Origin of the sequence: Bradyrhizobium jicamae (genome assembly GCF_001440395.1) — a bacterium.
GTDB lineage: Bacteria > Pseudomonadota > Alphaproteobacteria > Rhizobiales > Xanthobacteraceae > Bradyrhizobium > Bradyrhizobium jicamae.
In genome coordinates this window covers 3,632-26,476 of the sequence record NZ_LLXZ01000176.1, presented here as the reverse complement: position 1 = coordinate 26,476, position 22,845 = coordinate 3,632, and the positions used below count along the sequence as shown (strand labels likewise).

The window sequence follows — 22,845 nt, the reverse complement described above, 5'->3', positions numbered from 1 at the left end:
GGAGTGAACTCAATGCGCCTGTCTGCGATCATGATTGCGGCGGTCCTCACGACGACGTCTGTAAATGCGAGCGAACTGACCGGAACGCTGCAGAAGATCAAGGAGACCAACAAAATCATCCTTGGCATTCAGGAAGCCTCGGTGCCCTTCAGCTACCTGGACGGCGATCAAAAGGCGATCGGATATGCCGTCGACATCTGCTTGAGGATCGTCGATGCGGTCAAGCGCGAACTCAAGGTCGCGAATGTTGCCGTCGAGACGCTTGCCGTCACGTCGTCCAATCGCATTCCACTGATGATGAATGGGACGGTCGACCTCGTCTGCTCTTCCACCACCAACAATGCGGAGCGGCAGCGCCAGGTGACGTTCACAAATTCGCATTTCCTGTCGGCCACGCGGTTTGCCGCGAGGAAGTCCGACAACATCGCGACAATCGACCATCTGAAAGGCAAGCCTGTCGTCGCCATATCGGGCTCGACCAACATGGTGCAGCTCAACCAGGTCAATACTGCACGAAATCTCGGCATCGCCGTGCTGGCCGCCAAGGATCAGGCCGAGGCGTTTCTCATGCTGGAGACCGGCCGCGCGGCCGCCTACGTCCTCGATGACGTACAACTCGCCGTCGCGATCGCACGATCAAAGGATCCGTCCGCCTACGTGATCAGCGAGGAAGCCTTGTCGAGGGCCGAACCTTACGGGATCATGCTGCGCAAGGACGATGCACCGTTCAAGGCCGTGGCCGATCGAACGACCGCGGATCTGTACAAAAGCCCGGAGATCGAAGCGATCTACAGGAAGTGGTTTGAATCGCCGGTGCCGCCCAACGGCCTCAATTTCAAGACTCCGATGCCGGCGGTCTTGCGCAAGGCATTCGCGCATCCGTCTGATAGCCCGGACCCGGCAAGCTACGAGCGCTAAGGACTTGCGGCCGACCCGAGTGCCGCGTAGCGATCGCGCAGGTCGATGCGCCGGCCGGCGGTTGCGGCCTCGGCAATGGCAAGCGTTGCGATCAGGGAGCGGGCGCCATCCTCGACCGGCTGCAGCGATGGCGCCGTTCCGCTGATCACGTCGCGAAAATGGTCGAGCTGCGCGACATAGGGATCGATCGTGCCGGCATGGATGTGCTGAGCCTGGATCGGCTGGTTCCAATCCTGCGCGCCATCAGCTTGCGCCCATTGCACGAGGTTCGGAAACTCGAGCGCACCACGGCGGCCCATCAGGCGGTAGCTGCCTTGTCCGCTGAACGGAAATTCCACGGCTTCGCCCAGGCCCTGCTCCATCGTCCAGGGCGTGACCGCGCTGTCGCTGATGAAGAAGGTGCCGAGCGCGCCATTATCGAATTCAATCAGCGCGGCGGCGGTATCCTCGACCGCAAAGCCGCGCCGGCGGTTCGAGGCAATTGCCTCGACGGCCCGAATTTCGCCGATGGTGAAGCGAAGGAAGTCGATCTCGTGGATCAGGTTGATCAGGACCGGGCCGCCACCGGCCTGGCTACGCCACGGCGCGACCTCAAAATAGCTTTGCGGTTTGTGCGTGGCCCAGATCGCCGACACCCCGACAATGTCACCGATCCGCCCCTCGCCGAGCAGGGACTTCAGCGTCCTGACCTGCAGATGATGGCGGCGGTGATGACCGACCAGCGATTTGATGCCGTGCTTGCGCACCTCAGCCAGCAGGATCGCCGCGCTCTCCAGCGTATCGGTGACCGGTTTCTCGATCAGGATATCGATGCCGCGCCGGGCGCATTCGATGCCGGTCCCGGCGTGAAGCTGGTTCGGAGAAGCAATGATCACGGCTTTCGGCCGCGCCTCGTCGAGCAACTGACGGTAATCCGCGAACACGCGCGTGTTCGGATACTCGGCTGCGACCTGATCGAGGTTCACGTCAGCGATGCCGACCAGATCGTAGTCGCTCCGCTCGGCGAGTTTTCGCAGATGCTTGCGTCCGATCAGCCCCGCGCCGATCACGCCGATGGTGATGCTGTTCACGTCTGGTGTCCTGTCGGTGAATTTTCGCGGCGTTCGCCCGGCCGCCTCGTGCCGCGCGAGTGGCGATCAAGCAGCCGCCGGGTCGCGTCAAAGGCCGCGGTGATCCGTGCCCGCGTCTCCAGCGCCGGCATGGGCATCTCGACGCTGAGGAAGGCGTCGGCGGGGAGCGCTTCCAGAAGATCGCCTAACGGCAGCGAGCCTTCTCCCGGCGGCAGCCGTCCTTCGCGCGCTTCGGCGATGATGGCAGCCTCAGTCGAAGGCGTGTCCGCTCCGGCGTCACAGATTTGCGCGGCGCGCAGCCATTCGTCGCGGATGGAAATCAGATCGCCTGCCTTGCCGCCGGAACGAGTGAGATGCAGGGCATCGACGAGAATGGCGCCGTTCGATTTGCCGGCCTGGCGCACGATCGCGAGGGCCTGCGGCAGCGCCCCGATCGCGCGCCAGCGCATGAACTCGATATCGACGCGCAGGCGGAACGCTAGCGCGAGGTCGCAGAGTTCGGCGAAATGTGCCGTCAGCCGGGCATGGTCGTGATCGTCGCCGGAGGCAATGACCGAAGTGGCACCGAGGTCGGCGGCGGCCTCGAACATGCCTGCGAAGGCCTGCACGTCGATGCCAGGCGTGAGCTGAATGAATTCGATATCGCTCACCCGGACACCCTCGGCGATGAGGATTTGTTTGAGCGCACGGTGGGCTTCCGTCCCGACTCGCGTGGGATAGGCCGGACCACCTGCTGTCGCCGGGACAAATCGCAGGCCAACCGCTGTGAAGCCGGCGCGCGCCGCTGCGGTGACCAGCGCGGACGGCGACAGTTCGAGCGCGGTCAGATGGGCAAGGCCAAGCACCAAGCGCGTCATCTCCTCCGCCCTAATTAATCCACAGGATAATTATAATTATCCTATAGGGTAATTACTGTCAATGGCGATCGATTCGGTCCATGATGGCCGGCGAGCGCGCACTCGCCCGCGCGGAAGGACCGGACGGCCCGATGGAGCCTGCGAAAAAGCCAGCGAATGCGAAGAAGCCGCCGATCCGGCGGCGCGACCGCGAGCGGACCAGACGTGAAATCCTTGAGATTGCATTTGCGGAGTTCGCCGAAAACGGCCTGACTGGCGGCAACACCGACGCGATCGCGGCACGCGCAAACATCACCAAGCGGCTGATCTTCTATTACTTCAATTCGAAGGAAGAGCTGTTCATAGCCGTGCTCGAGATGGCGTACGCCAAGATGCGCCTTGCCGAAGAAGAGCTGCATCTCGGGGCACTGGAGCCGGAGGCTGCGATCCGAAGGCTTGCGGAATTCACCTTCGATTTCGACCAGGCCAACCCGCAATATATCCGCCTGGTCACGATCGAGAACATTCACCGCGGCCGGCACATCAGCGCCAGCCGGAAGCTGAAAGAAATGACGCGGCCCATCATCAACCAGATCGCGGCGGTGCTGGAAAAAGGCGTGCGCAGCGGCGCGATCAGGCCGGGCATCGATCCGAACGAGCTGCACATGACGCTCAACGCGCTCTGCTTCTTCTCAGTCGCGAACCGCCACACCTTCGAAGCGCAATTCGGCTGGGACATGTCATCGCCCAGAGCCAAGGCGCAACGCCGCCGCGAAATCGCCGACCTGCTGTGGCGCCACGTGCGGAGGGACTGATCCGAATGGCCAGGCGGCAAGCCGGCGGGCGGCTCCGATACGAAAAAGCCCGCCAAAGGCGGGCCGTTTCATCTCATCCGGTCGAGAGATTTGGTTGCGGGGGCAAGATTTGAACTTGCGACCTTCAGGTTATGAGCCTGACGAGCTACCGGGCTGCTCCACCCCGCGTTAAACCGTTGCACTGCCTTCGAAAAAACCGAACCCGAAACGAACCCGGCCAACGCGTGTTTGCGCCGGTCGATCCGTCCGGAGGCTTCCTGAGAAGGCAACCCGGGCAAAGCCATCGGGCGCGAGGGGTATGTATCAACGTCGTCCTGCTTTGGAAAGGGGCAAGAGAGCGCTTTTGCAGATTTTATGACAGCAAAAACGAGCACTTGGAGCGCCAAAACCACCCCCTGGAACCGCTCTTGCCATAAACGCCGCAAAAGCGGACTTTTGCGGCCCAAAGGCGCGGCCCGTGAGGCCGCCAGACAAAAAATCCGGGGGGAACAGACGTGGCGGAAGCTTACGATTTCGTGGTGGTGGGCGGCGGCTCCGGCGGCTGCACGGTGGCGGGCCGGCTGTCGGAAGATCCGAAGACGTCGGTGGCGCTACTCGACGCCGGCGGCCGCAACGACAATTGGGTGGTCACGACGCCGTTCGCACTCGTGCTGATGGTTGCCGGTAACGTCAACAACTGGGCCTTCAGCACCGTGCCGCAAAAGGGCCTCAACGGCCGCATCGGCTATCAGCCGCGCGGCAAGGGGCTCGGCGGCTCCTCCGCCATCAATGCGATGGTCTATATCCGCGGCCACCGTGCCGATTACGATCAATGGGCGTCGCTCGGCAACGCCGGCTGGTCGTTTAGCGACGTGTTGCCCTACTTCAAGCGCGCCGAGGACAATGCCGATTTCGGCGGCGAATATCACGGCAAGGGCGGCCCCCTCGCCGTCAACAAGTCGCGCACCGGCAATCCGGTGCAGCAGATTTTTCTGCAGGCGGCGCAGGAAGCGCAGTTTCGGCTGCGCGAGGATTTCAACGCCGACGAGCACGAAGGCCTCGGCATCTATCAACTGACGCAGCGGAACGGCGAACGCTGCAGCGCCGCGCGCGCCTATATCCACCCGCACATGGCAAGCCGCGCCAATCTGCGCGTCGAGACCCACGCCCACGCCACCCGCATCCTGTTCGAAGGCAAGCGCGCGGTCGGCGTGGAGTACCGCCAGGGCAAGGAGCTGAAGCAGATCCGCGCCCGGCGCGAGGTGATCCTCTCCGCGGGCGCCTTCCAAACTCCGCATCTCCTGATGCTGTCGGGCATCGGTGACAGCGCCGAGCTCGGCAAGCACGGCATCGCCACCGTGCATCATTCGCCCGGCGTTGGGCAGAATCTGCAGGACCACCCGGATTTCGTGTTCGGCTACATGTCCGACAACCCGAACTTCAACGGCATCTCGCTGAAAGCGCTGCCGCGGCTGTTGCGGGCCATCCGCCAGTACCGGCGTGAGCGTCGCGGGCCGATGACGTCGAATTTTGCCGAGTGCGGCGGCTTCCTGAAGACCCGACCCGATCTCGACATTCCCGACATCCAGCTTCATTTCGGCATGGCGCTGGCCGACGATCACGGCCGCAAGCGTCACCGCGGCACCGGCTTCACCTGCCATGTCTGCCTGCTGCGGCCGAAGAGCCGCGGCAGCGTTTCGCTAGGAAGCGCCGATCCGTTCGCGCCGCCGCTGATCGATCCGAATTTCTTTGGCGATCCGGACGATCTGGAAACCATGGTCGCAGGCTTCAAGACCACGCGGCGGCTGATGGAAACGCCGGCGCTGCGCGCGTTGCAGAAGAAGGAGATGTTCACGGAAGGCGTGCATAGCGATGACGACATCCGCAAGCTCCTGCGCGAGCGTGTCGATACCGTCTATCACCCGGTCGGCTCCGCCAGGATGGGCGTCAACGATCCCATGGCCGTCGTTGATCCCAAGCTGAAGGTCTACGGCGTCGAGGGATTGCGCGTGGTCGACGCTTCGATCATGCCGACGCTGATCGGCGGCAACACCAACGCGCCGACCATCATGATCGGGGAGAAGGCCGCGGATATGATCAAAGCGGAAATGCGGGCGGGTTGATCGGCGCTGTCATTGCGAAGAGCGTAGGGTGGGCAAAGCGACTTGTCCGCCGTAGCTCGCAGAGCGAAGGCGGAAGCGTGGCCAGCATGGCAGTACCGGTGCGGATGGATGGTGGGCACGGCGCAAGCGCGCCTTTGCCCACCCTACGTTTCCTCGCATAACGGGGAGAAAGCGGAGCTCACCAGACACAGCCGATTTCCAGCCGCCTCGGTCCGCCAATACGGACGATTTTAGCGATCGCCCATCCGATTCATTGACGAAGCATCGGTATCGAAACCCGGTGGAATTTTCCCGATGAACAGTTTCGACGCCGTCGTCTATCTCGGTCTGGCTATCGCCGTGGTCACCGGTTTCAATACCGGGCTGTTGCGCAGCGCGATTACGATTGTGGCCTATCTCGCCGCGATGCCGATCGCGATAGGGCTGGTGCCGCTATTGTCGCCGCAGATGGGAAACAAGCTTGCCTCGCCATTCGCGCAGAATTCGCTGCTGTTTTTCGGAGTCTTTCTGGTTACCGGCATGGTGCTCGGGAAGTTGGCGCGTATAGCCCTCGACGACGCCATCGGCCCGCGAGCCGGCATGGTAGACCGCGTTGGCGGCGCCGCCCTTGGCGCGGTGCGCGTTGGCCTGATTGCGACCACCCTCGTACTGTTCTTCGACCGGCTTCTGCCAACCAACCAGCAGCCGACATTCATGACCGGTTCGCCGTTGCGTCCGCTGCTATCGGCCGCCGGGCAATTGGGCATCAAATCCCTTCCGCCGGATCTCGTGGCCACGATCGACCGCCTGAGGAAAGACCGGCACATATAATCGGCGTGGTCTCCCTGATATGCGTTTCGGCGGTAGCCGCTCTCTTATCAGGGCCGCTCGACTTGGCTACAGTGGCCGCATCACCTTTCAAACATCACCTGACACAACGGGAGAGAAACAGTGGATCTTGGGATCAAAGGCCGTCGCGCCATCGTCTGTGCATCGAGCAAGGGCCTGGGCCGCGCCTGCGCCATCGCGCTCGCCAATGAAGGCGTGCATGTCACGCTGACCGCCCGCGGCGCGGAGGCGCTGAAGAAGACGGCCGACGAAATCCGCAAAGCCAATCCCGGCGTCACCGTGACCGAGATCGTCGGCGACATCACCACGCCGGCCGGCCGCGAGGCGGTGCTGAAGGCCTGTCCCGAGCCGGATATCCTCGTCAACAATGCCGGCGGCCCGCCGCCCGGCGATTTCCGCAACTGGACCCGCGACGACTGGATCAAGGCGATCGACGCCAACATGCTGACGCCGATCGAACTGATCAAGGCGACGGTGGACGGCATGATGGCGCGGAAATTCGGCCGCATCGTCAACATCACCTCGGCCGCGGTGAAGGCGCCGATCGATATATTGGGGCTTTCCAACGGCGCGCGCGCCGGCCTCACCGGCTTCATCGCCGGATTGTCGCGCAAGACCGTGATCAACAACGTCACCATCAACGGCCTGTTGCCGGGACCGTTCGTTACCGACCGCCTGACCGGAACGGCCAAGCCGGAAGCGGAGAAGCGCGGCATCCCGATAGACCAGGTGCTCGCCGAGCGCGCCAAGCTCAATCCGTCGGGACGCTTTGGCGACCCCGAGGAATTCGGCCAGGCCTGCGCCTTCCTGTGCAGTGCCAAAGCCGGCTTCATCACCGGGCAAAACATCCTGCTCGACGGCGGCGCATTCCCGGGCACGCTCTAAGGGGCGCGGGATGAAGGCAGTCTGGTACGAACGAACGGGGCCAGCGCGCGAGGTGCTGGCCCATGGCGAGATGCCGACGCCGGTGGCCGGCCCGGGCGAAGTCCGGGTGCGGCTGGAGGCGTCCGGCATCAATCCAGCCGATGTCGGCCGCCGCGGCGGCGGCTATCGGCCGATGGAATATCCGCGCGTCATTCCCAACAGCGACGGCGCCGGGATCATCGATCAGGTCGGCGACGGCATCACCCGGCTCAAGATCGGTCAACGCGTCTGGCTGTTCAACGGCCAGCGCAACGGCCGCGCGTTCGGCACCGCGGCCGAATATATTGCGCTCGCCGAACATCTGGTGACGCCGCTACCGGACAATCTGTCGTTTGCGGAAGGCGCCACGCTGGGCATTCCCGCCATGACGGCGTGGACCTCCCTTTATTGCGATGGTCCGATCGTGGGACAGACCGTGCTCGTCACCGGCGGTGCCGGCGCAGTCGGGCACTACGCCGTGCAACTCGCCAAATGGGGCGGCGCGCAAGTGATAGCGACCGTCAGCTCAGCGGCGAAGGCCGAGCAGGCGCGGCTCGCCGGCGCCGATCTCGTCGTCAATTACAAGACGGAGGACGTCGTCGCGAAGGCAATGGCCTTCACCGGGCAGCGCGGCGTCGATCGCGTCGTCGACGTCGATTTCGGCGGCAACATCGAGACCACGCTGAAGCTGATGGGTGTGAATTCGACGATCGCGGTCTATGCCACCAACGGTAACCGCACGCCCGTGGTGCCGATGCGCGAATTGATGGAGAAATGCATCGCGCTTCGCACGCTCGTGCTGTTTGCGCTGCCACCGCCGCTATTGGCGGCGGCGCAGGCAGACATCACGAAATGGCTGGCGGCAGGCCCACGCATCCATAACGTCGCCGCGCGGTGCGCGCTCTCCGACACCGCCGAGGCGCATCTTGCGGTGGAGAAAGGCGACAAGCTCGGCACCGTCATCGTGGACTGCGCCCGATAATCACTGGATCGGCGTGGTCCGCTCTTGGGTCCAGGAGAGACCGAATTCATCGAGCCCCTCGGCGAGAAGATCGCCGAGCATCGGCTCGCCCAGCAGATAGCGCGCGGTGGGGCCACTGCGTCCTTCCGCGGCCTGCCGCCGCAGATCTTTCCATTCCTCGATGGTTCCGTCGCCGCGGCCGAGCCGCATCAGCGCGACGAGGTCGATCTGCTCGTCCTCGCTCAGCGCATTGATGAAACCGGCGATCTCGCGTGCGACGGGATCGCGCCCATCATCCTCCAGCACATCGATCATGTCGTCATCGGCAGGGTTCGATCCGGAGTCTGGATCGGACGCCGCTTCCTTGACGTCGAACTGCCGCGCCTTCTCGATCAGAAAGCCGACTTTCTCGGGTGAAATCATCAGTTCTGGCATCGCATGTTCCTCATACGGGCCATGCGATAACGCCAAACGCCGCGAGATGATCCGTTGCGCCGGAAACAGGAAACCCGCATCCTTGGCTCAACAAACAGAAACGGGAGGAACCGCCGGATGCAGTGGAACGTGGGCAGGGTCAGGATCACGAAAATCGTTGAAATGGAGACCGTGGGCAGCACCCGCTTCATCCTGCCGCTCGCAACCAACGAGGAAATTCAGAAACTGCCCTGGCTGATCCCGCAGTTCGCCACCGAGGAAGGCCGGCTCAAAATGTCGATCCACTCGTTCGTGGTGGAGACATCGTCGCGCCGCATCATCGTCGATACCGGACTCGGCAACGACAAGCAGGGCCGCAAGGTGCCGACCTGGAACAATCGCAACGATCCGTTCCTCGACACGCTGACGGCGGCAGGCTTTCCGCCCGACAGCATCGACACCGTGCTGTGCACGCATCTGCATGTCGACCATGTCGGCTGGAACACGAAACTTGTCGACGGCAAATGGGTGCCGACCTTCGCCAATGCCCGATACTTGTTCGGCAAGACTGAATACGACTACTGGCGCGACCACAGCGATGAGCCGGACAAGCGCGCCGTGTTCGACGATTCCGTGCAGCCGATCACCGACGCCGGGAAGGCCGATCTCGTCGCCGGCGATGCCAGGCTTTCGGATGAGATCATTCTGATCCCGACGCCCGGCCACAGCCCCGGCCATATGAGCGTCCATATCAGGTCGGAGGGCGAGGAAGGCTTGCTGACGGGGGACGTCGCCCACCATCCCTGCCAGATGGCCCATCTCGGCTGGTCCTCGACCGCCGATTCCGATCCCCGGCAGTCGGCCGAGACGCGGCGCAAGTTGTTTGCACGCTTTGCCGACACGCCGGCGCTGGTGATCGGCGGGCACTTTGGCGCCGGCCATATCAGGCGCGATGGAGACGCGTTCAGGTTCGTATCCCTGGAGTGATTTTCTGGGTGATGTTGGGCGCCTTTGCCCACCCTACCCTGCGCTTTCGGCAGTTGAATTTCCTGCGCCGCTGTTCCAAGAAGCGTCTGAAGTTTAGGGAAATTCCCCGAATTCCCAAAGAAAACCCCGCAGGGAGCGATAAAATGAAGCTTGTACGTTACGGCGCCAAGGGCGCGGAAAAGCCCGGCCTGATCGACAAATCCGGCCAGTTGCGAGATCTTTCCGCCCAAATCAGGGACCTCGACGGGGAGGCCTATGCGCCGGCCGCGCTGGCCAAGCTGGCGGCGCTGGATACCTCCAAGCTTCCCGCCGTCGACGGCAAACAGCGCTTCGGTGCACCCGTCACCGGCATCTCGAAATTCGTCGCGATCGGCCTGAATTACAGCGACCACGCCAAGGAGACGGGATCGCCGATCCCGACCGAGCCGATCTTCTTCATCAAGGCCAACACCTCGCTGTCGGGCCCGAACGACGCGGTCGAAAAGCCGCGCGGCTCCACCAAGCTCGACTGGGAAGTCGAGATCGCCGCCATCATCGGCACCCGCGCCAAGTATGTCTCGGAAGCCGACGCTCTCAACCACGTCGCCGGCTATTGCGTCTGCAACGACGTCTCCGAGCGCAATTTCCAGCAGGAGCGCGGCGGCCAGTGGACCAAGGGCAAGTCGCACGACACGTTCGGGCCGGTCGGGCCCTGGCTCGTCACCAAGGACGAAGTCCCTGATGTGCAGAAGCTCGGCATGTGGCTCGACGTCAACGGCCAGCGCCGCCAGACCGGCAACACCTCGACCATGATCTTCTCGATGGCGAAGTGCATTTCCTATGTCTCGCAGTTCATGACGCTGTTGCCCGGCGACATCGTCACGACAGGCACCCCGCCCGGCGTCGGCCTCGGCATGAAGCCGCCGACCTTCCTCAATGTCGGCGACGTCGTCACACTCGGCATCGACGGCCTCGGCGAGCAGCGCCAGGAAATCATCGCGGCGTGAGCGGAATAGCCGCGAGCTAATTCGTCATGCCCGGCCTTGTGCCGGGCATCCACGTCTTGGCTCTCGACGCGCGAAAGACGTGGATGGCCGGGACATTTAGCGCGAAGACGCGCTTCGCGCTTCTGCCCGGCCATGACAGAGAAAAAATCGAAGGAAGCAAGAAAATGAAACTCACCTTCTCTCCCGCCTCCCCCTTCGCCCGAAAAGTCCGCATCGCCGCGATCGAGACCGGCCTGATCGACAAGATCGAGCTTACGCCGGCCACCGTCGCGCCGGGGCAGCCGAACGAGGAATATTCCAAGATCACGCCGCTGAAGAAGCTGCCGGTACTGATCCTCGACAATGGCGACGTCATTCTCGATTCTTATGTCATCGTCGAATATCTCCACGAACTCGCCGGCGGCGGCAAGCTGATCCCCGCATCCGGGCCCGAACGCTGGAAGGTGAAGAGCGATCATTCCCTGCTGCAGGGCATGCTCGATTCCATGCTGCTGTGCCGCTACGAAAAGATGGTGCGGCCGGAAGGGCTGCGCTGGGATGCCTGGCACGACGACCACTGGAAGCGCGCCTGGGCCGGCATGGCACGGTTCGAGAACAGGCCTGACGTGCTGTCCGGCCCGTTCAACATTGCGCAGATCGGCCTTGTTTGCGTGCTCGGCTATGCGGACTTCCGCTTTGCCGATTGCGGCTGGCGCAAGGCCTATCCGAAGCTCGACGCGTTCCATCAGAAGATGCTGGAGCGGCCGTCGGTAAAGATCTCGGTGCCGCCCCCGGCGTAACATCCAAAAAGGAGACAGCGGCATGCGCGAGGGTGGCAAGGTATTGCGGCGCCTCGGGCTTGCCGCCGTCGTCGCGCTCGCGGCGTCTGCCGCCGCGGCGCAGACCCATCAGTTCTCGACCGACCAGCGCAATCTCGCCTGCGGAAGCCCGACATCACTCAACGATGGCTGGCCGACCGCGACACCGGAGAGCGTCGGCCTCGACGGCCCGCGCCTGTGCGGCATTGCGGCGCGACTTGCGGCTACCAATGCCAACGTTCATGCCGTGGTCATCGTTCGCCGCGGCAAGCTGGTATTCGAGCAATACTTCAATGGCCCTGACGAGCTCTGGGGAACGGCCAGGGGACCGTTCGAGTTCGACGCGACCACCAAGCACGACATGCGGTCGGTTTCGAAAAGCGTGACGTCGCTGCTGGTGGGGATTGCGATCGATCGCGAACTGATCAAGAGCGTGGATGACCCCATCCTCAAATTCTTTCCGGACTACTCGGCGCTGAAAACGGCGGGCTGGGACAACATCACCCTCCGTCATCTCCTGACCATGACGTCGGGCATGCAATGGGATCAGAATCGCCCCTGGGCCGATCTGCAAAATGACGAACGGCAACTCAGCATGGACGCCGACCCGTTCCGCTATGTCCTGTCGAAGCCGATCGTGGCACCTCCGGACACCGTCTGGAATTACAATAGCGGTGGAACGGACCTGCTCGGCAACGTCATCGAGCGTGTATCGGGTAAGTCACTGGAGGCGTTCGCGGGTGAGGCGCTGTTCGCTCCCCTCGGCATCTCGGACTGGGAATGGATGAAGTACCGGAACGAGCATATTTCGTCGGCCGCCGGCCTTCGCCTCCGCCCGCGCGATGCCGCAAAGATCGGTCAGCTCGTGCTCAACAAGGGCGCATGGGGCGGCCGGGAAATTGTCTCGGCGAAATGGGTCGAGCAATCGGTCACGCCGCGCTTCCAGGCGATCGGCTATTTCGGTGGCCTGTTCTATTACGGACAGCAATGGTGGATGGGTCGCACCCTATCCGGCGACAAGGATGTGAAGTGGATTGCGGCCCAGGGCCTCGGCGGCCAGCGGATCTTCATCATCCCCGAGCTCGACCTTGTGATGGTGACGACTTCAGGGCTTTATGGCAGCCCCCGGCAAGGAAGTGCGGCGCTCGACATCCTCGCCAATTTCATCGTTCCCTACATCAGGGACAACGCGCGATAGTTCAGCCAGGGGCAAGCATGAGCCTGAAATTTACCGTCGGCGATCTCACCATTCACCGCATCATCGAACAGGAAACCACCTTCCTGCCGGCCCTGGAGATGCTGCCAGGCCTGACACCGGAGCTGCTGGCGGAGAACCGGGCGTGGATGCAAAAGGCCGGCGCGCTGGACGACAAGGACGTGCTGATCCTGTGCTTCCAGTCCTATGTGGTGAAGACGCCGCACCACACCATCTTGATCGATAGCTGCATCGGCAACGACAAGCCGCGGCCGCAGCGTCCGAAATGGAACATGAAGACCGACGACACCTATATGCGCGGTCTCGCCGCCGCCGGATTCTCGGTCGACGACATCGACTATGTCATGTGCACGCATCTGCATGTCGATCATGTCGGCTGGAACACGCGGCTTGAGAACGGCCGCTGGGTGCCGACCTTCCCGAAAGCGCGCTACGTCTTCGACAGGACCGAATTCGACTACTGGACCGAGACGCACGCGAAAACGCCGGTGCCGCCGTTTGCCGACAGCGTGCTGCCGGTCGTGGAATCCAGGCAGGCCGAGATCGTCCGCAGCGATTTCGCGATCGGCGATCATACCCGCATCCTGCCGACGCCGGGCCACACGCCCGGCCACGCCGCCTTCACCTTCGGCCGCGGCAGGGATGACGCGGTATTCTCTGGCGACCTGATGCATTCGCCGCTGCAGACGCTTTATCCGGAACTATCCATGAAATTCGACGTCGACCAGGCGCAGGCGGCGAAGACACGGCGCAGCTTCCTGGAACGCTATTGCGACGCCGAGACGCTGTGCTGCACCGCGCATTTCCCGTCGCCTTCGGTCGGAAGAATCCGGCGCGCGGGCAGCGGATTTACCTGCGAGGCGATATGAATCAAAACCCAACCGCCTTCGAAACGCTCTCGGTCGAACCGGTCGATGAACACGTCACGGTCGTCCGGCTGAACCGTCCGGATGCCTCCAACGCGCTCAACACCCAGATGGGCCGCGATCTCGTGCGCTGTTTCGAGGATGTTGCGCTCGATCCGAAGAGCCTGCGCTGCATCGTCCTGACCGGCACTGGCGACAAGGCGTTCTGCGCCGGTGGTGACTTGAAGGAGCGTCGCGGCATGACGGACGAGGCGTGGACGCGCCAGCACGTCATTTTCGAGCGGATGGTGCGAGCGCTGATCGACTGCCCGGTCCCGATCATCGGCGCCATCAATGGCGCCGCCTATGGCGGCGGCTGCGAGATCGCCGGATGCTGCGATTTTCTCTATGCGGCGGAAGGCGCGCGCTTTGCGCTGACCGAGGTGACACTCGGCATCATGCCGGGCGGCGGCGGCACGCAAACCCTGCCGCGTGCCGTCGGCGAGCGCCGCGCCAAGGAGCTGATCCTGACGGGCAAGCCGTTTACGTCAACTGAAGCGCGTGAATGGGGCTTTGTGAACGAGGTGTTTCCATTGCCAGAGTTGTTACCCTCGGCCCAGGCGACCGCGTCGCGGATCGCCCGCAACGCGCCGATTTCCGTCCGCCAGGCAAAGCTGTCGATCCATCGCGGCCTGCAACTATCGCTGCGCGACGGCCTCGCGCTCGAGATCGAGGCATATAACCGCGTGGTGCCGACGGAAGATCGCCGCGAAGGCGTGTTGGCCTTCAACGAGAAGCGCACACCCAATTTCAAAGGCAAGTAGGGCCGGTCAGTCGAACAGGCTCGGCGTGTGGTTCACCACCGCACCTTCAATTTCTAGCATCTTCAGCTTCGTCACCACGCCGCCATTGGCGGAGAAGCCGCCGGGCTTGTTGCCCGCCGCCAGCACGCGGTGGCACGGCACCACGATCGGACAGGGGTTCCGGCCAAGCGCCTGACCGACGTCGCGCGACAGCTCGACGCCGCCGAGTCTTTTGGCGATGTCACCATAGGTCATGGTCTTGCCCGGCGGAATGGTGCGCGCGATGTCGTAAACGCCGCGGTTGAATTCGGGCACGCCGTCGAGGTCGAGCACGACGTCGGCGAGATCGTTCGGCTTGCCGTCGAGCAGTTCGATCATGCCGTCGATCGCGGCCTGCACCTTCGCCGGTGGTGGTGCCTCGATCATATCCCCATGGCGCTGCTGCAGGCGGGTGCGGGTCTTGTTCTCGTCGCCCATCGGCAATTGCACCGAGGTGATGCCGCGCTCGCCCCACACGATGCCGCAGCGGCCGATCGCGGTGTCGAATATCGTAAAATGGTGCCCGGTCATGGCTGGCTCCATAGTCTTCTGTTCAGTGCCACCCCGTTTCGCATCTGGCCCAAATCTAGGCTTGGAGATTATTGCTATCCACCCGAATTCCGGGGGAACTTGACGGCATGAACAACTTCCGCTGATCTGGGGCTCCCGCCCAAGGCCTGCAATGGCTTGAGCCCTATTTCATCCCTCACGAGACCGCATGCAGTCCTTTCACGTCAACGGCTATGACATGGCCTATCTCGACATCGGTCAAGGCACCAGCGACGACCCGCCGCTGGTCTGCGTGCACGGCTCGCTGTGCGATTTCCGGATCTGGTCGTCGGTGCTGGGACCGCTGACACGCCGGCACCGCGTGATCGCCCCCTCGTTACGGCACTTCTTCCCGGAGCAATGGGACGGCGTCGGCGACACCTATTCGATCGCGCAGCATGTGGATGACGTCATCGGCTTCATCGAAAAGCTGGATACCAGGCCGGTCGACCTGATGGGCCATTCCCGCGGCGGCCACATCTGCTTTCGCGTCGCACAGCGCCGGCCCGACTTATTGCGCAAGCTGATCCTGGCGGAGCCCGGCGGCGAACTCGACGCCACGCTCGATCCCGCCTACAAGCCCGGTCCCTCGCCGCTCGCCGGCATGATCTCGGCTTCCGCCGAGGTAATCGCCAGGGGCGATATCGACGGCGGCTTGCAGATTTTCATCGATGCGCTGGAAGGTCCCGGCGCGTGGAAGCGCCTGCCGGCGACACCGAAACAATTGCTGCGCGACAACGCCACGACGCTGATCGGCCAGATGCGCGACCAGCGCCCGCCCTTCTCGAAAGCGGATGCAGAAGCGATCAAGACGCCGACATTGTTCATCGGCGGCGCCAACACCAAGGGCACGCTGCCGAAGGTGCTGAAGGCGCTGGCGTCCAGCGTAAGTGGATCGCGCACCGAGATGATTTCGGGAACCACCCATCCGATGTTCGAGCAGGCGCCGCAGAAATATTGCGAGATCGTTTTGGCGTATCTCGCGGAGGACTGATCTGATGCAGACCTTGAGCGTCAACGGCTATGACATCGCCTATCTCGATGTCGGCCGCGGCACAGCCGGCACACCGCCGCTGGTCCTCGTGCACGGTACGCTCGGCGATTTCCGCACCTGGAACGCTGTGCTCGGACCGCTATCCAAACAGCACCGCGTGATTTCGCTGAGCCTGCGGCGCTTCTTTCCCGAACACTGGGACGGCGTCGGCAACGACTATCTGATCGCGCAGCACGTCGCCGACATGATCGGCTTCATCGAAAAGCTGAACGCCGGCCCGGTCGATCTGATCGGCCATTCCCGCGGCGGCCATATCGGCTTCCGCGTGGCGCAGGCGCGGCCCGATCTGCTACGCAAGGCTGTTCTCGCCGAACCCGGCGGCGATCTCGAACCGGCGCTGCAGCCGGCCGATGCGCCTTCCGGCCTCACTCCGCTTGCGGCGCAGATGGCATCAGCTGTGAAAAACGTGCGGAATGGCGACATCGAAGCTGCGCTTAGATTATTCGTCGATGCGATCGACGGCGACGGCGCGTGGGCGCGGTGGCCGGCAGTGCAGCGCCAGCAATTGCGCGACAATGTTTACACGTTGCTCGGTCAGGTCGGCGAAAACCGCAAGCCGTTTCTGAAGAGCGAAGCGGAATCGATCAGGACGCCGACGCTGTTGATCGGCGGCGGTGACACCAAGGGCACGCTGGCGACGAACTGGCGCGTGCTGGCCGAACATATTCCGGGCGCACGGACGGCCGTGATCCCGGGCACGCGTCACTGGATGTTCGAACAGGCGCCACAGGAATTTTGCGACATCGTGCTGGAATTTCTGAAGGCGTGAATCCGTCGCTTCACTTCTGATCGAGACGCCATGCGCCGTCCCAATCGGCGGGCGGCGGGTTGACCCGAAACGTCTCGACCCGCGCAGCCATCGCCATCGACGGCCCGTCGCCGGGGACGGCTTCGAGTGCCGCCTGAAACGCCAGCCGCGCCTCATCCCAGCGCCGCGCGCGATAGGCGGCGAGCCCTTCGGCGTACCGCGCCAGCAGCTCAAGTTGCTGCTCGGTCAGTTCTCCCGCGCGCCCGATGATCTCGAACACCGCTTCGGGATGGGTCTGGCCAACTACCACGAGCCGATCGACCTCGCGCGATTCAATCGCGTCGCCGGCAGCCATGATTGCGGCCTCCGAGGCCAGCGAATGGCTGCCATAGACCTTGTTGGCATTCTCCAGGCGGGACGCCAGATTTACCGCATCCCCCATCACGGTGTAACTCATCATGAATTCCGAGCCGATGCTGCCGACCAGCACCTCGCCGGTGGCAATACCGATGCGGACTTCGCAGTCGCTCGGAACCGTGCGCACGCCGATCAATTCGGGCAGCTCGGTTCGCAACGCCTGGCCGCGGTTGGCCATCTCGACTGCAGCAAGGCAGGCCAGCCGCGCCTGCTCGCTATGCTCGGTAAAGGGAGGACCCCAATAGGCCATGATCGCGTCGCCGATATATTTGTCGATGATGCCGCGATGGCTGCGGATCGGCCCCGACATCGTCGACAGATAGTGGTTCATCACCTTGACGAGACCTTGCGGCGTCATGCCCTCGCTGAGGCTGGTAAAGCCCTTCATGTCGCAGAACAGCACCGTCATCACCCGCCGCTCGCCAGCGCTCGCGGTCAGCGACTGCGGGGCGATCAAGCCCTCCACGACGCGCGGATCGACATAGCGACCGAAGGTTTCGCGCAACCGTTCCTTGTGGCGCAATTGCTCGACCATGTTGTTGAAGGCGGTCGTGAGCTGGCCGATTTCGTCGCGTGTGGTGACGTCGATCGATCCGTCGAGCCGGCCGGCTTCCACCGCACGGGTGCCTTCCAGCAAACGCCGGACTGGTCCAGTAATGCCGGTGCTGATGAAAAGTGAAAATATCAATCCGAGGATGCTCGCAAGCATGGTCAGGACAACGGAGATGAAAATGGCCGTGTTCTGGTCGCGCATCGTCATCAGGGCATCGCCGCGAACCAGCGCAAGCATGTCGGTGCGGATAACATCGATCCTCTGGTTGAGGTCGTCGCGCAACGTGTCGGTCCTGGCCAGGCTGGCCCGGGCTTCAGGGATATTGCCGGCCTCGAGCAGCAGCAACAGCCGCTTGTATTCTTCACCGAGGTAGCGATGGAGATCGCTGATTACGCGCTCGATTCGATCATCGATCCGGCCGAGCCGGGCATTATCGGATGCAGTCGAGGTATCGTCGATGATCGCATTGATCAGCGCACGCGCCGCTTGCGCTTCCTGCTCTATTTCCTGCCCCTTCGCTTCATAGATTTTTCGCTGATCCGCAACGGATGACTCGTCGGGCGGCGACTGCATCCTGCCGATCATCATCCGGCGCAGCGCCAGAGCCTGCTCCAGCGAACGGATATTCATCCGCGCCAGATGCCCATACGCTTCGACATATTTGCCGCTGAACTCGTCGAGCTGGTGGGCGATCTTGCGCGTCATCACCGTCGACAGCGCCGACGTGATCGCCATCAGGAAGATCAGACCAAGCGCGATGCCGAGGATCCGCTTGCGGATGGTCGGTCGCAGCATGGACAGGCGTTCTAAAGGGGCGGCCATGATCAAAGCGGCATGAAGGGCAGGATCGAAAAGCCCGGCCGATCTGGCCGGGCTCATCTGTTTAGCGCGAGCCGGTCAATTTAGCACGATCCGGCACGCTAAAATTGACGCTAGTTTGGGGATTATATTCCCCCTAGCTTTTCCATACACCGACGGGCTGGCGCACCGCGACGTTGAGCCTGTTCCAGACATTGATGTTGGCGATCGCCAGTATCAGCGCGGCGAGCTCCGCCTCGTCGAAATGCTTGTCGGCCTCGCCCCAGACCTCGTCCGGTACCGGGTCGGCGCGATCACTGATCCGGGTCAGCGCTTCCGTCAACGCCAGCACCGCCCGTTCGCCCTCGGTGAAATAGGGCGTGTCGCGCCAGGCCGCCACCGCGAACAGGCGCTCGTCGGTTTCGCCGGCCTTCCTGGCGATTTTTGGGTGCATGTCGACGCAGACGCTGCAGCCGTTGATCTGGCTGGCACGCAGATGCACCAGTTCGAGCAGTTTTTCCGACAGGCTGCTTTTGGTCAATTCGCCGAGTGTGTGCAGCGCCTTCATGGCATCGGGAACAACCATGACCGGGTGGTTCATTCGGGCTTGCATCATTTTACGCTCCATATGGTTTGTTCTGTTTTGACGCGGCCGCGCCGATTTGCTGTCACATCGGCGCGCTTTCGTTCGTCATAGCCATGACGGAACACGACATGGGAATGTGACCGATGGACGAGAAAAAGTTTCTGGCTGAAAAGTTCGAGGCCAACCGGGGCCATCTGCGGGCGGTGGCCTACCGGATGCTGGGTTCGACCGCAGAGGTCGACGACGCCGTGCAGGAGACCTGGTTGCGGCTGAACCGCTCCGACACCAGTGCCGTTGAAAACCTCAGCGGCTGGCTGACCACCGTGGTCGCCCGCGTCTGCCTCGACATGCTGCGCTCGCGCAAGTCACGACGCGAGGAACCGATGGGACCGCATGTGCCGGAGCCTGTCGCTGATGATGCATATGGGCGGGACGCCGAGATGGCCGATTCCGTCGGCGCGGCGTTGCTGGTGGTGCTGGGAACGCTGGCCCCGGCCGAACGGCTCGCCTTCGTGCTGCACGACATGTTTGCCGTTCCCTTTGAAGAGATCGCACCGATCGTCGGCCGCACACCTGCCGCAGCGAGGCAATTGGCCAGCCGCGCCCGCCGGCGGGTGCAGGGCTCGCCGCCACCGGACGCAGACTTCGACCGGCAGAAAAACATCGTCGACGCCTTCCTCAAGGCCTCCCGCGACGGCGATTTCGAAGGACTGCTCGCGGTGCTGGATCCGGATGTGGTGGTGCGCGCTGATCAAGCGGCGCAGCGGCTCGGTTCGCAAGCTGAAATCAGGGGCGCCACCGCGGTCGCGGAGTTCTTCAAGGGCCGCGCGCAGGCCGCCAAGCCGGCGCTGGTCGACGGATCTCTGGCGCTCGCCGTTATGCTCGGCGGGCAATTGCGCGTCGTGGTGCGCCTGACCATCAGCGGCGACCGGATATCGGCGATCGAAGCCGTGGCGGACGCCGAACAGATGGGCGAGTTCGACGTAGCCCTGCTCTCGTGATCAGGGTTATCTCTTCGTCGCGGAAAACACGATCGCTTGAATAGACATCCGGCCAGGCTTATCGCCGAATTCCCGGCGATATTCCTGCGCCAGTGCCTCGACAATGCGCCCCGGATCGGCGCCGCCGCGCGCCCGGATCTGATCGATCAGCGGGTTGCCAAACACCGCTGCACGCGCGAAGTGCGCAATGTCAGGCAGCTCCCGCTCCTGCCTGATCACGGCAATGCCGACGTCACCGAAGCCCGCAGCAATCAAGAACTCCTTGACCGGATCGATCTGGTGGCAGGAGAACGGCACGCTGTAAAACTGCGGCGGATCGGCCGGAAAGAAACGCCCCGCCACCTCGTGCGCGATACGCCCAAACGTATTGTAGCGATGCGAATCCCAGACGCTGAGCAGATAGCGGCCGCCGGGAACGAGAACCCGATAGACCTCGGAAAAGGACTTTGACTTGTCGGGAAAGAACATCAGGCCAAACTGACAGACGACTTCCTCGAAGCTTTGATCGGCGAAGGGAAGCGCGATCGCATCGGCAGGCTGGAAAGCGACCTGCTCGCCGGGCCGAAACTTGGCGCGGGCAATATCAAGCATCGGCGGATTGAGATCGGTCGCGATCAGTTGCGTGCCTTCGGGCAGCGCGTCACGCAGTTTCCGGGTCACGATGCCGGTGCCAGCGGCGGTCTCCAGCACCCGCGCCGGACGGCTATCGGCTGCGCGCCTGGCGATATCGGCGGCGTATTCGGCGAAGATGATCGGGCCGAGCCCCTGATCGTAATGCTGGGGGATATTGCCAGTGAAGCCGGCTGCGTCGCTGCTCATGCGCGGACCTCCCATTGCTTCGGGCTGAGAATAGGCCTCACCACCCCACCCCGACACCCCGATTTCTGCCTTGACGAGGACGCAGGCTGGGGATTAGATTTGAATTCGGAATTCCGTATTCCAAAATTGGATAGCCGGCATGATCCCCTTGGATCCGCTTCCCAACCTGATCGACCAGGTCTACGCCCGGATCCTCGAGGCGATCACAGACCGTTCGCTGCCGCCTGGGCATCGCATCCGACAGAACGAGCTGGCGGAACGGCTCGGCGTTTCGCGCCAGCCGGTGTCCCACGCGCTGCACCTGCTGCACCGGCAAGGTCTGGTCGCCGAGAGCGGCCGCCGCGGCTTTGAGGTGACCCGGCTCGATCCCGAGCGCATTCGCCAGCTCTATGAGGTGCGCGGCGCCATCGACGCGCTCGCCGCCCGGCTCGCCGCCAGCCGCGCCAGGACCGATACTTCCAGCCGGACGCAACTCGAAGCGGCGCTGCAGGCCGGGCGGACCATCGATGGGAATACGCCGCTGGCGCGCTTGATCGCGCTCGATGTCGACTTTCACAGCGCGGTCTATCGCCTCGCGGGCAATCCCGCGATCGAGGAGATGATCGCCCCGCAATGGCCGCATATGCGCCGCTCGATGGCGACCGTGCTCGCCGAACTCGATTACCGGGACAGCGCCTGGGCCGAGCATGAGGCAATCGCCATGCACATTCTCGCCGGCAACGCCAAGGCCGCGGAGGCAGCCGCGCTGGCGCATGCGCAGACGGCTGGACGAATGACCGAGGAGAGACTGAGGGCAACCGACAAGGCGGCGTAACGACCTCATCCTGAGGAGCCGCGCAGCGGCGTCTCGATGGATGGGTCGCAGAAAAGATTGGGGCCTCATGGTTCGAGACGGCGCTGCGCGCCTCCTCACCATGAGGAGATGGAAACAAAAAACCAAAGGAGAGAACGCCATGAAACTGACGCCACAGCAGATCGAGTTCTTCAACCGCGAAGGCTGGCTGTTTCTGCCGGAGCTGTTCAGCCAGGAGGAAGTGGATTATCTGGCACGCGAAGCCGTCAGCATCTATGACGCTGGCCGACCTGAAGTGTGGCGCGAGAAGAGCGGCGCGCCGCGCACCGCTTTTGCCGCGCATCTCTACAACGAGGCCTTCGGGGTTCTCGGCGCCCATCCGCGCATGATCGAGCCGATCGAGCAGATTTTTGGCGAAAAGCTCTACATGCACCAGTTCAAGATCAACGCCAAAGCCGCGTTCACCGGCGACGTATGGCAGTGGCACCAGGATTACGGCACCTGGAAACGCGACGACGGCATGCCGCTGCCGCGCGCGATGAACATCGCGATCTTCCTCGACGAGGTGATGCCGATCAATGGTCCCCTGATGCTGGTGCCGAAGAGCCAGCACGCCGGCGACCTCAAGGCCTCGCACGACCTCGAGACCACCTCCTATCCGCTGTGGACGCTGGATGAGGAGACCGTCACCCGGCTCGTCAAGGAAGGCGGCATCGTTGCGCCGACCGGCAAGGCGGGCGGCATGCTGATGTTCCACGGCAACCTGGTTCATGGATCGAGCGGCAACATCACGCCCTACCCGCGCAAGATCGTCTATCTGACGCTGAACGCGGTCTCGAACTACATCCGCACGCCGACGCGCCCCGAATACATAGCGCATCGCGACTTTACGCCGATCCAGCCGGTGGATGACGACGCGCTGTTGCGGCTGGCGCGTGCCCCGCGTCAAGCTGCGGAGTAGAGCGGCGTATTTCCATTTTGAACACTCGTCATGCCCGGGCTTGTCC

24 protein-coding genes and 1 tRNA gene are annotated in these 22,845 nt (G+C 63.2%); 17 read left to right on the top strand and 8 right to left on the bottom strand.

The features are described from left to right. Positions 1–12: 12 nt before the first annotated feature. A complete protein-coding gene (locus CQ12_RS29300) occupies positions 13–918 on the top strand; it encodes an amino acid ABC transporter substrate-binding protein (protein WP_057838763.1) in 906 nt (301 codons plus the stop codon). On the opposite strand, the gene CQ12_RS29295 is transcribed toward CQ12_RS29300, so the two are convergent. Together CQ12_RS29295 and CQ12_RS29290 are read right to left on the bottom strand one after the other, a co-directional pair. After that, positions 915–1,988, bottom strand: coding sequence for a Gfo/Idh/MocA family protein (locus CQ12_RS29295; protein WP_057838762.1), 1,074 nt, complete (start codon positions 1,986–1,988; stop codon positions 915–917). The genes CQ12_RS29300 and CQ12_RS29295 overlap by 4 nt on opposite strands. Beyond that, complete coding sequence (locus CQ12_RS29290; protein ID WP_057838761.1) at positions 1,985–2,845, bottom strand: sugar phosphate isomerase/epimerase family protein; 861 nt, start codon at positions 2,843–2,845, stop codon at positions 1,985–1,987. The genes CQ12_RS29295 and CQ12_RS29290 overlap by 4 nt, the downstream gene beginning before the upstream one ends. 80 nt (positions 2,846–2,925) lie before the next feature. On the opposite strand from CQ12_RS29290, the gene CQ12_RS29285 reads away from it, so the two are divergent. Next, positions 2,926–3,639: a TetR/AcrR family transcriptional regulator gene (locus CQ12_RS29285; protein WP_245310223.1), complete on the top strand. Its 714-nt coding sequence runs from the start codon at positions 2,926–2,928 to the stop codon at positions 3,637–3,639. Positions 3,640–3,730: 91 nt separating this feature from the next. Here the strand turns inward: CQ12_RS29285 and CQ12_RS29280 are convergent. Beyond that, positions 3,731–3,807, bottom strand: a tRNA-Met gene (locus CQ12_RS29280). 326 nt (positions 3,808–4,133) lie between these two features. Here CQ12_RS29280 and CQ12_RS29275 point away from each other — a divergent pair. The 4 genes from CQ12_RS29275 (at position 4,134) to CQ12_RS29260 (ending at position 8,454) form a co-directional block, all read left to right on the top strand. After that, positions 4,134–5,741, top strand: coding sequence for a GMC family oxidoreductase (locus CQ12_RS29275; protein ID WP_057838760.1), 1,608 nt, complete (start codon positions 4,134–4,136; stop codon positions 5,739–5,741). A gap of 294 nt (positions 5,742–6,035) precedes the next feature. Then, entirely contained in the window at positions 6,036–6,551 is a 516-nt protein-coding gene (locus CQ12_RS29270) for a CvpA family protein (RefSeq protein WP_057838759.1), read from the top strand. Between the two features lie 120 nt (positions 6,552–6,671). Next, positions 6,672–7,454 (top strand): SDR family oxidoreductase, encoded by a 783-nt coding sequence (locus CQ12_RS29265; protein ID WP_057838758.1) that lies wholly within the window; start codon positions 6,672–6,674, stop codon positions 7,452–7,454. Between the two features lie 10 nt (positions 7,455–7,464). Continuing rightward, on the top strand, positions 7,465–8,454 hold the full coding sequence (locus CQ12_RS29260; RefSeq protein ID WP_057838757.1) for an NADPH:quinone reductase: 990 nt from the start codon (positions 7,465–7,467) through the stop codon (positions 8,452–8,454). On the opposite strand, the gene CQ12_RS29255 is transcribed toward CQ12_RS29260, so the two are convergent. Beyond that, complete coding sequence (locus CQ12_RS29255) at positions 8,455–8,868, bottom strand: DUF3775 domain-containing protein (protein ID WP_057838756.1); 414 nt, start codon at positions 8,866–8,868, stop codon at positions 8,455–8,457. Positions 8,869–8,985: 117 nt separating this feature from the next. On the opposite strand from CQ12_RS29255, the gene CQ12_RS29250 reads away from it, so the two are divergent. From CQ12_RS29250 to CQ12_RS29225, 6 genes are all read left to right on the top strand, one after another. Beyond that, positions 8,986–9,834, top strand: a complete 849-nt coding sequence (locus CQ12_RS29250) for an MBL fold metallo-hydrolase (protein WP_057838755.1) — start codon at positions 8,986–8,988, stop codon at positions 9,832–9,834. Positions 9,835–9,977: 143 nt separating this feature from the next. After that, positions 9,978–10,820: a fumarylacetoacetate hydrolase family protein gene (locus CQ12_RS29245; RefSeq protein WP_057838754.1), complete on the top strand. Its 843-nt coding sequence runs from the start codon at positions 9,978–9,980 to the stop codon at positions 10,818–10,820. Between the two features lie 164 nt (positions 10,821–10,984). After that, positions 10,985–11,599 carry a glutathione S-transferase family protein gene (locus tag CQ12_RS29240; protein ID WP_057838795.1) on the top strand — a complete coding sequence of 205 codons (615 nt, stop codon included), beginning with the start codon at positions 10,985–10,987 and terminating at the stop codon, positions 11,597–11,599. A gap of 22 nt (positions 11,600–11,621) precedes the next feature. Next, entirely contained in the window at positions 11,622–12,815 is a 1,194-nt protein-coding gene (locus CQ12_RS29235; protein WP_057838753.1) for a serine hydrolase domain-containing protein, read from the top strand. Between the two features lie 17 nt (positions 12,816–12,832). Then, positions 12,833–13,702, top strand: a complete 870-nt coding sequence (locus tag CQ12_RS29230) for an MBL fold metallo-hydrolase (RefSeq protein WP_057838752.1) — start codon at positions 12,833–12,835, stop codon at positions 13,700–13,702. After that, on the top strand, positions 13,699–14,502 hold the full coding sequence (locus tag CQ12_RS29225; RefSeq protein WP_057838751.1) for an enoyl-CoA hydratase/isomerase family protein: 804 nt from the start codon (positions 13,699–13,701) through the stop codon (positions 14,500–14,502). Before CQ12_RS29230 ends, CQ12_RS29225 begins: the two co-directional genes overlap by 4 nt. Before the next feature lie 6 nt (positions 14,503–14,508). Here the strand turns inward: CQ12_RS29225 and CQ12_RS29220 are convergent, their stop codons facing one another. Continuing rightward, entirely contained in the window at positions 14,509–15,051 is a 543-nt protein-coding gene (locus CQ12_RS29220; protein WP_057838794.1) for a methylated-DNA--[protein]-cysteine S-methyltransferase, read from the bottom strand. Between the two features lie 187 nt (positions 15,052–15,238). Between CQ12_RS29220 and CQ12_RS29215 the strand changes: the two genes are divergently transcribed. Both CQ12_RS29215 and CQ12_RS29210 read left to right on the top strand, forming a co-directional pair. After that, the gene (locus CQ12_RS29215; protein ID WP_057838750.1) at positions 15,239–16,063 is read left to right on the top strand and encodes an alpha/beta fold hydrolase; all 825 of its coding nucleotides are present in this window, start codon (positions 15,239–15,241) and stop codon (positions 16,061–16,063) included. Between the two features lie 4 nt (positions 16,064–16,067). Beyond that, a complete protein-coding gene (locus CQ12_RS29210) occupies positions 16,068–16,892 on the top strand; it encodes an alpha/beta fold hydrolase (protein WP_057838749.1) in 825 nt (274 codons plus the stop codon). A 10-nt stretch (positions 16,893–16,902) separates the two neighbouring features. Here the strand turns inward: CQ12_RS29210 and CQ12_RS29205 are convergent, their stop codons facing one another. Both CQ12_RS29205 and CQ12_RS29200 read right to left on the bottom strand, forming a co-directional pair. Further along, the gene (locus CQ12_RS29205) at positions 16,903–18,636 is read right to left on the bottom strand and encodes an adenylate/guanylate cyclase domain-containing protein (RefSeq protein ID WP_057838793.1); all 1,734 of its coding nucleotides are present in this window, start codon (positions 18,634–18,636) and stop codon (positions 16,903–16,905) included. A 160-nt stretch (positions 18,637–18,796) separates the two neighbouring features. After that, positions 18,797–19,252: a carboxymuconolactone decarboxylase family protein gene (locus CQ12_RS29200; protein WP_057838792.1), complete on the bottom strand. Its 456-nt coding sequence runs from the start codon at positions 19,250–19,252 to the stop codon at positions 18,797–18,799. A gap of 116 nt (positions 19,253–19,368) precedes the next feature. On the opposite strand from CQ12_RS29200, the gene CQ12_RS29195 reads away from it, so the two are divergent. After that, positions 19,369–20,226: a sigma-70 family RNA polymerase sigma factor gene (locus tag CQ12_RS29195; RefSeq protein ID WP_057838748.1), complete on the top strand. Its 858-nt coding sequence runs from the start codon at positions 19,369–19,371 to the stop codon at positions 20,224–20,226. Between the two features lie 6 nt (positions 20,227–20,232). Here CQ12_RS29195 and CQ12_RS29190 read toward each other — a convergent pair whose 3' ends face one another. Further along, on the bottom strand, positions 20,233–21,045 hold the full coding sequence (locus CQ12_RS29190) for a class I SAM-dependent methyltransferase (protein WP_057838747.1): 813 nt from the start codon (positions 21,043–21,045) through the stop codon (positions 20,233–20,235). A gap of 139 nt (positions 21,046–21,184) precedes the next feature. On the opposite strand from CQ12_RS29190, the gene CQ12_RS29185 reads away from it, so the two are divergent. After that, complete coding sequence (locus CQ12_RS29185; RefSeq protein WP_057838746.1) at positions 21,185–21,859, top strand: GntR family transcriptional regulator; 675 nt, start codon at positions 21,185–21,187, stop codon at positions 21,857–21,859. A gap of 139 nt (positions 21,860–21,998) precedes the next feature. Further along, entirely contained in the window at positions 21,999–22,799 is an 801-nt protein-coding gene (locus CQ12_RS29180; RefSeq protein ID WP_057838745.1) for a phytanoyl-CoA dioxygenase family protein, read from the top strand. The last annotated feature ends 46 nt before the right edge of the window (positions 22,800–22,845 follow it).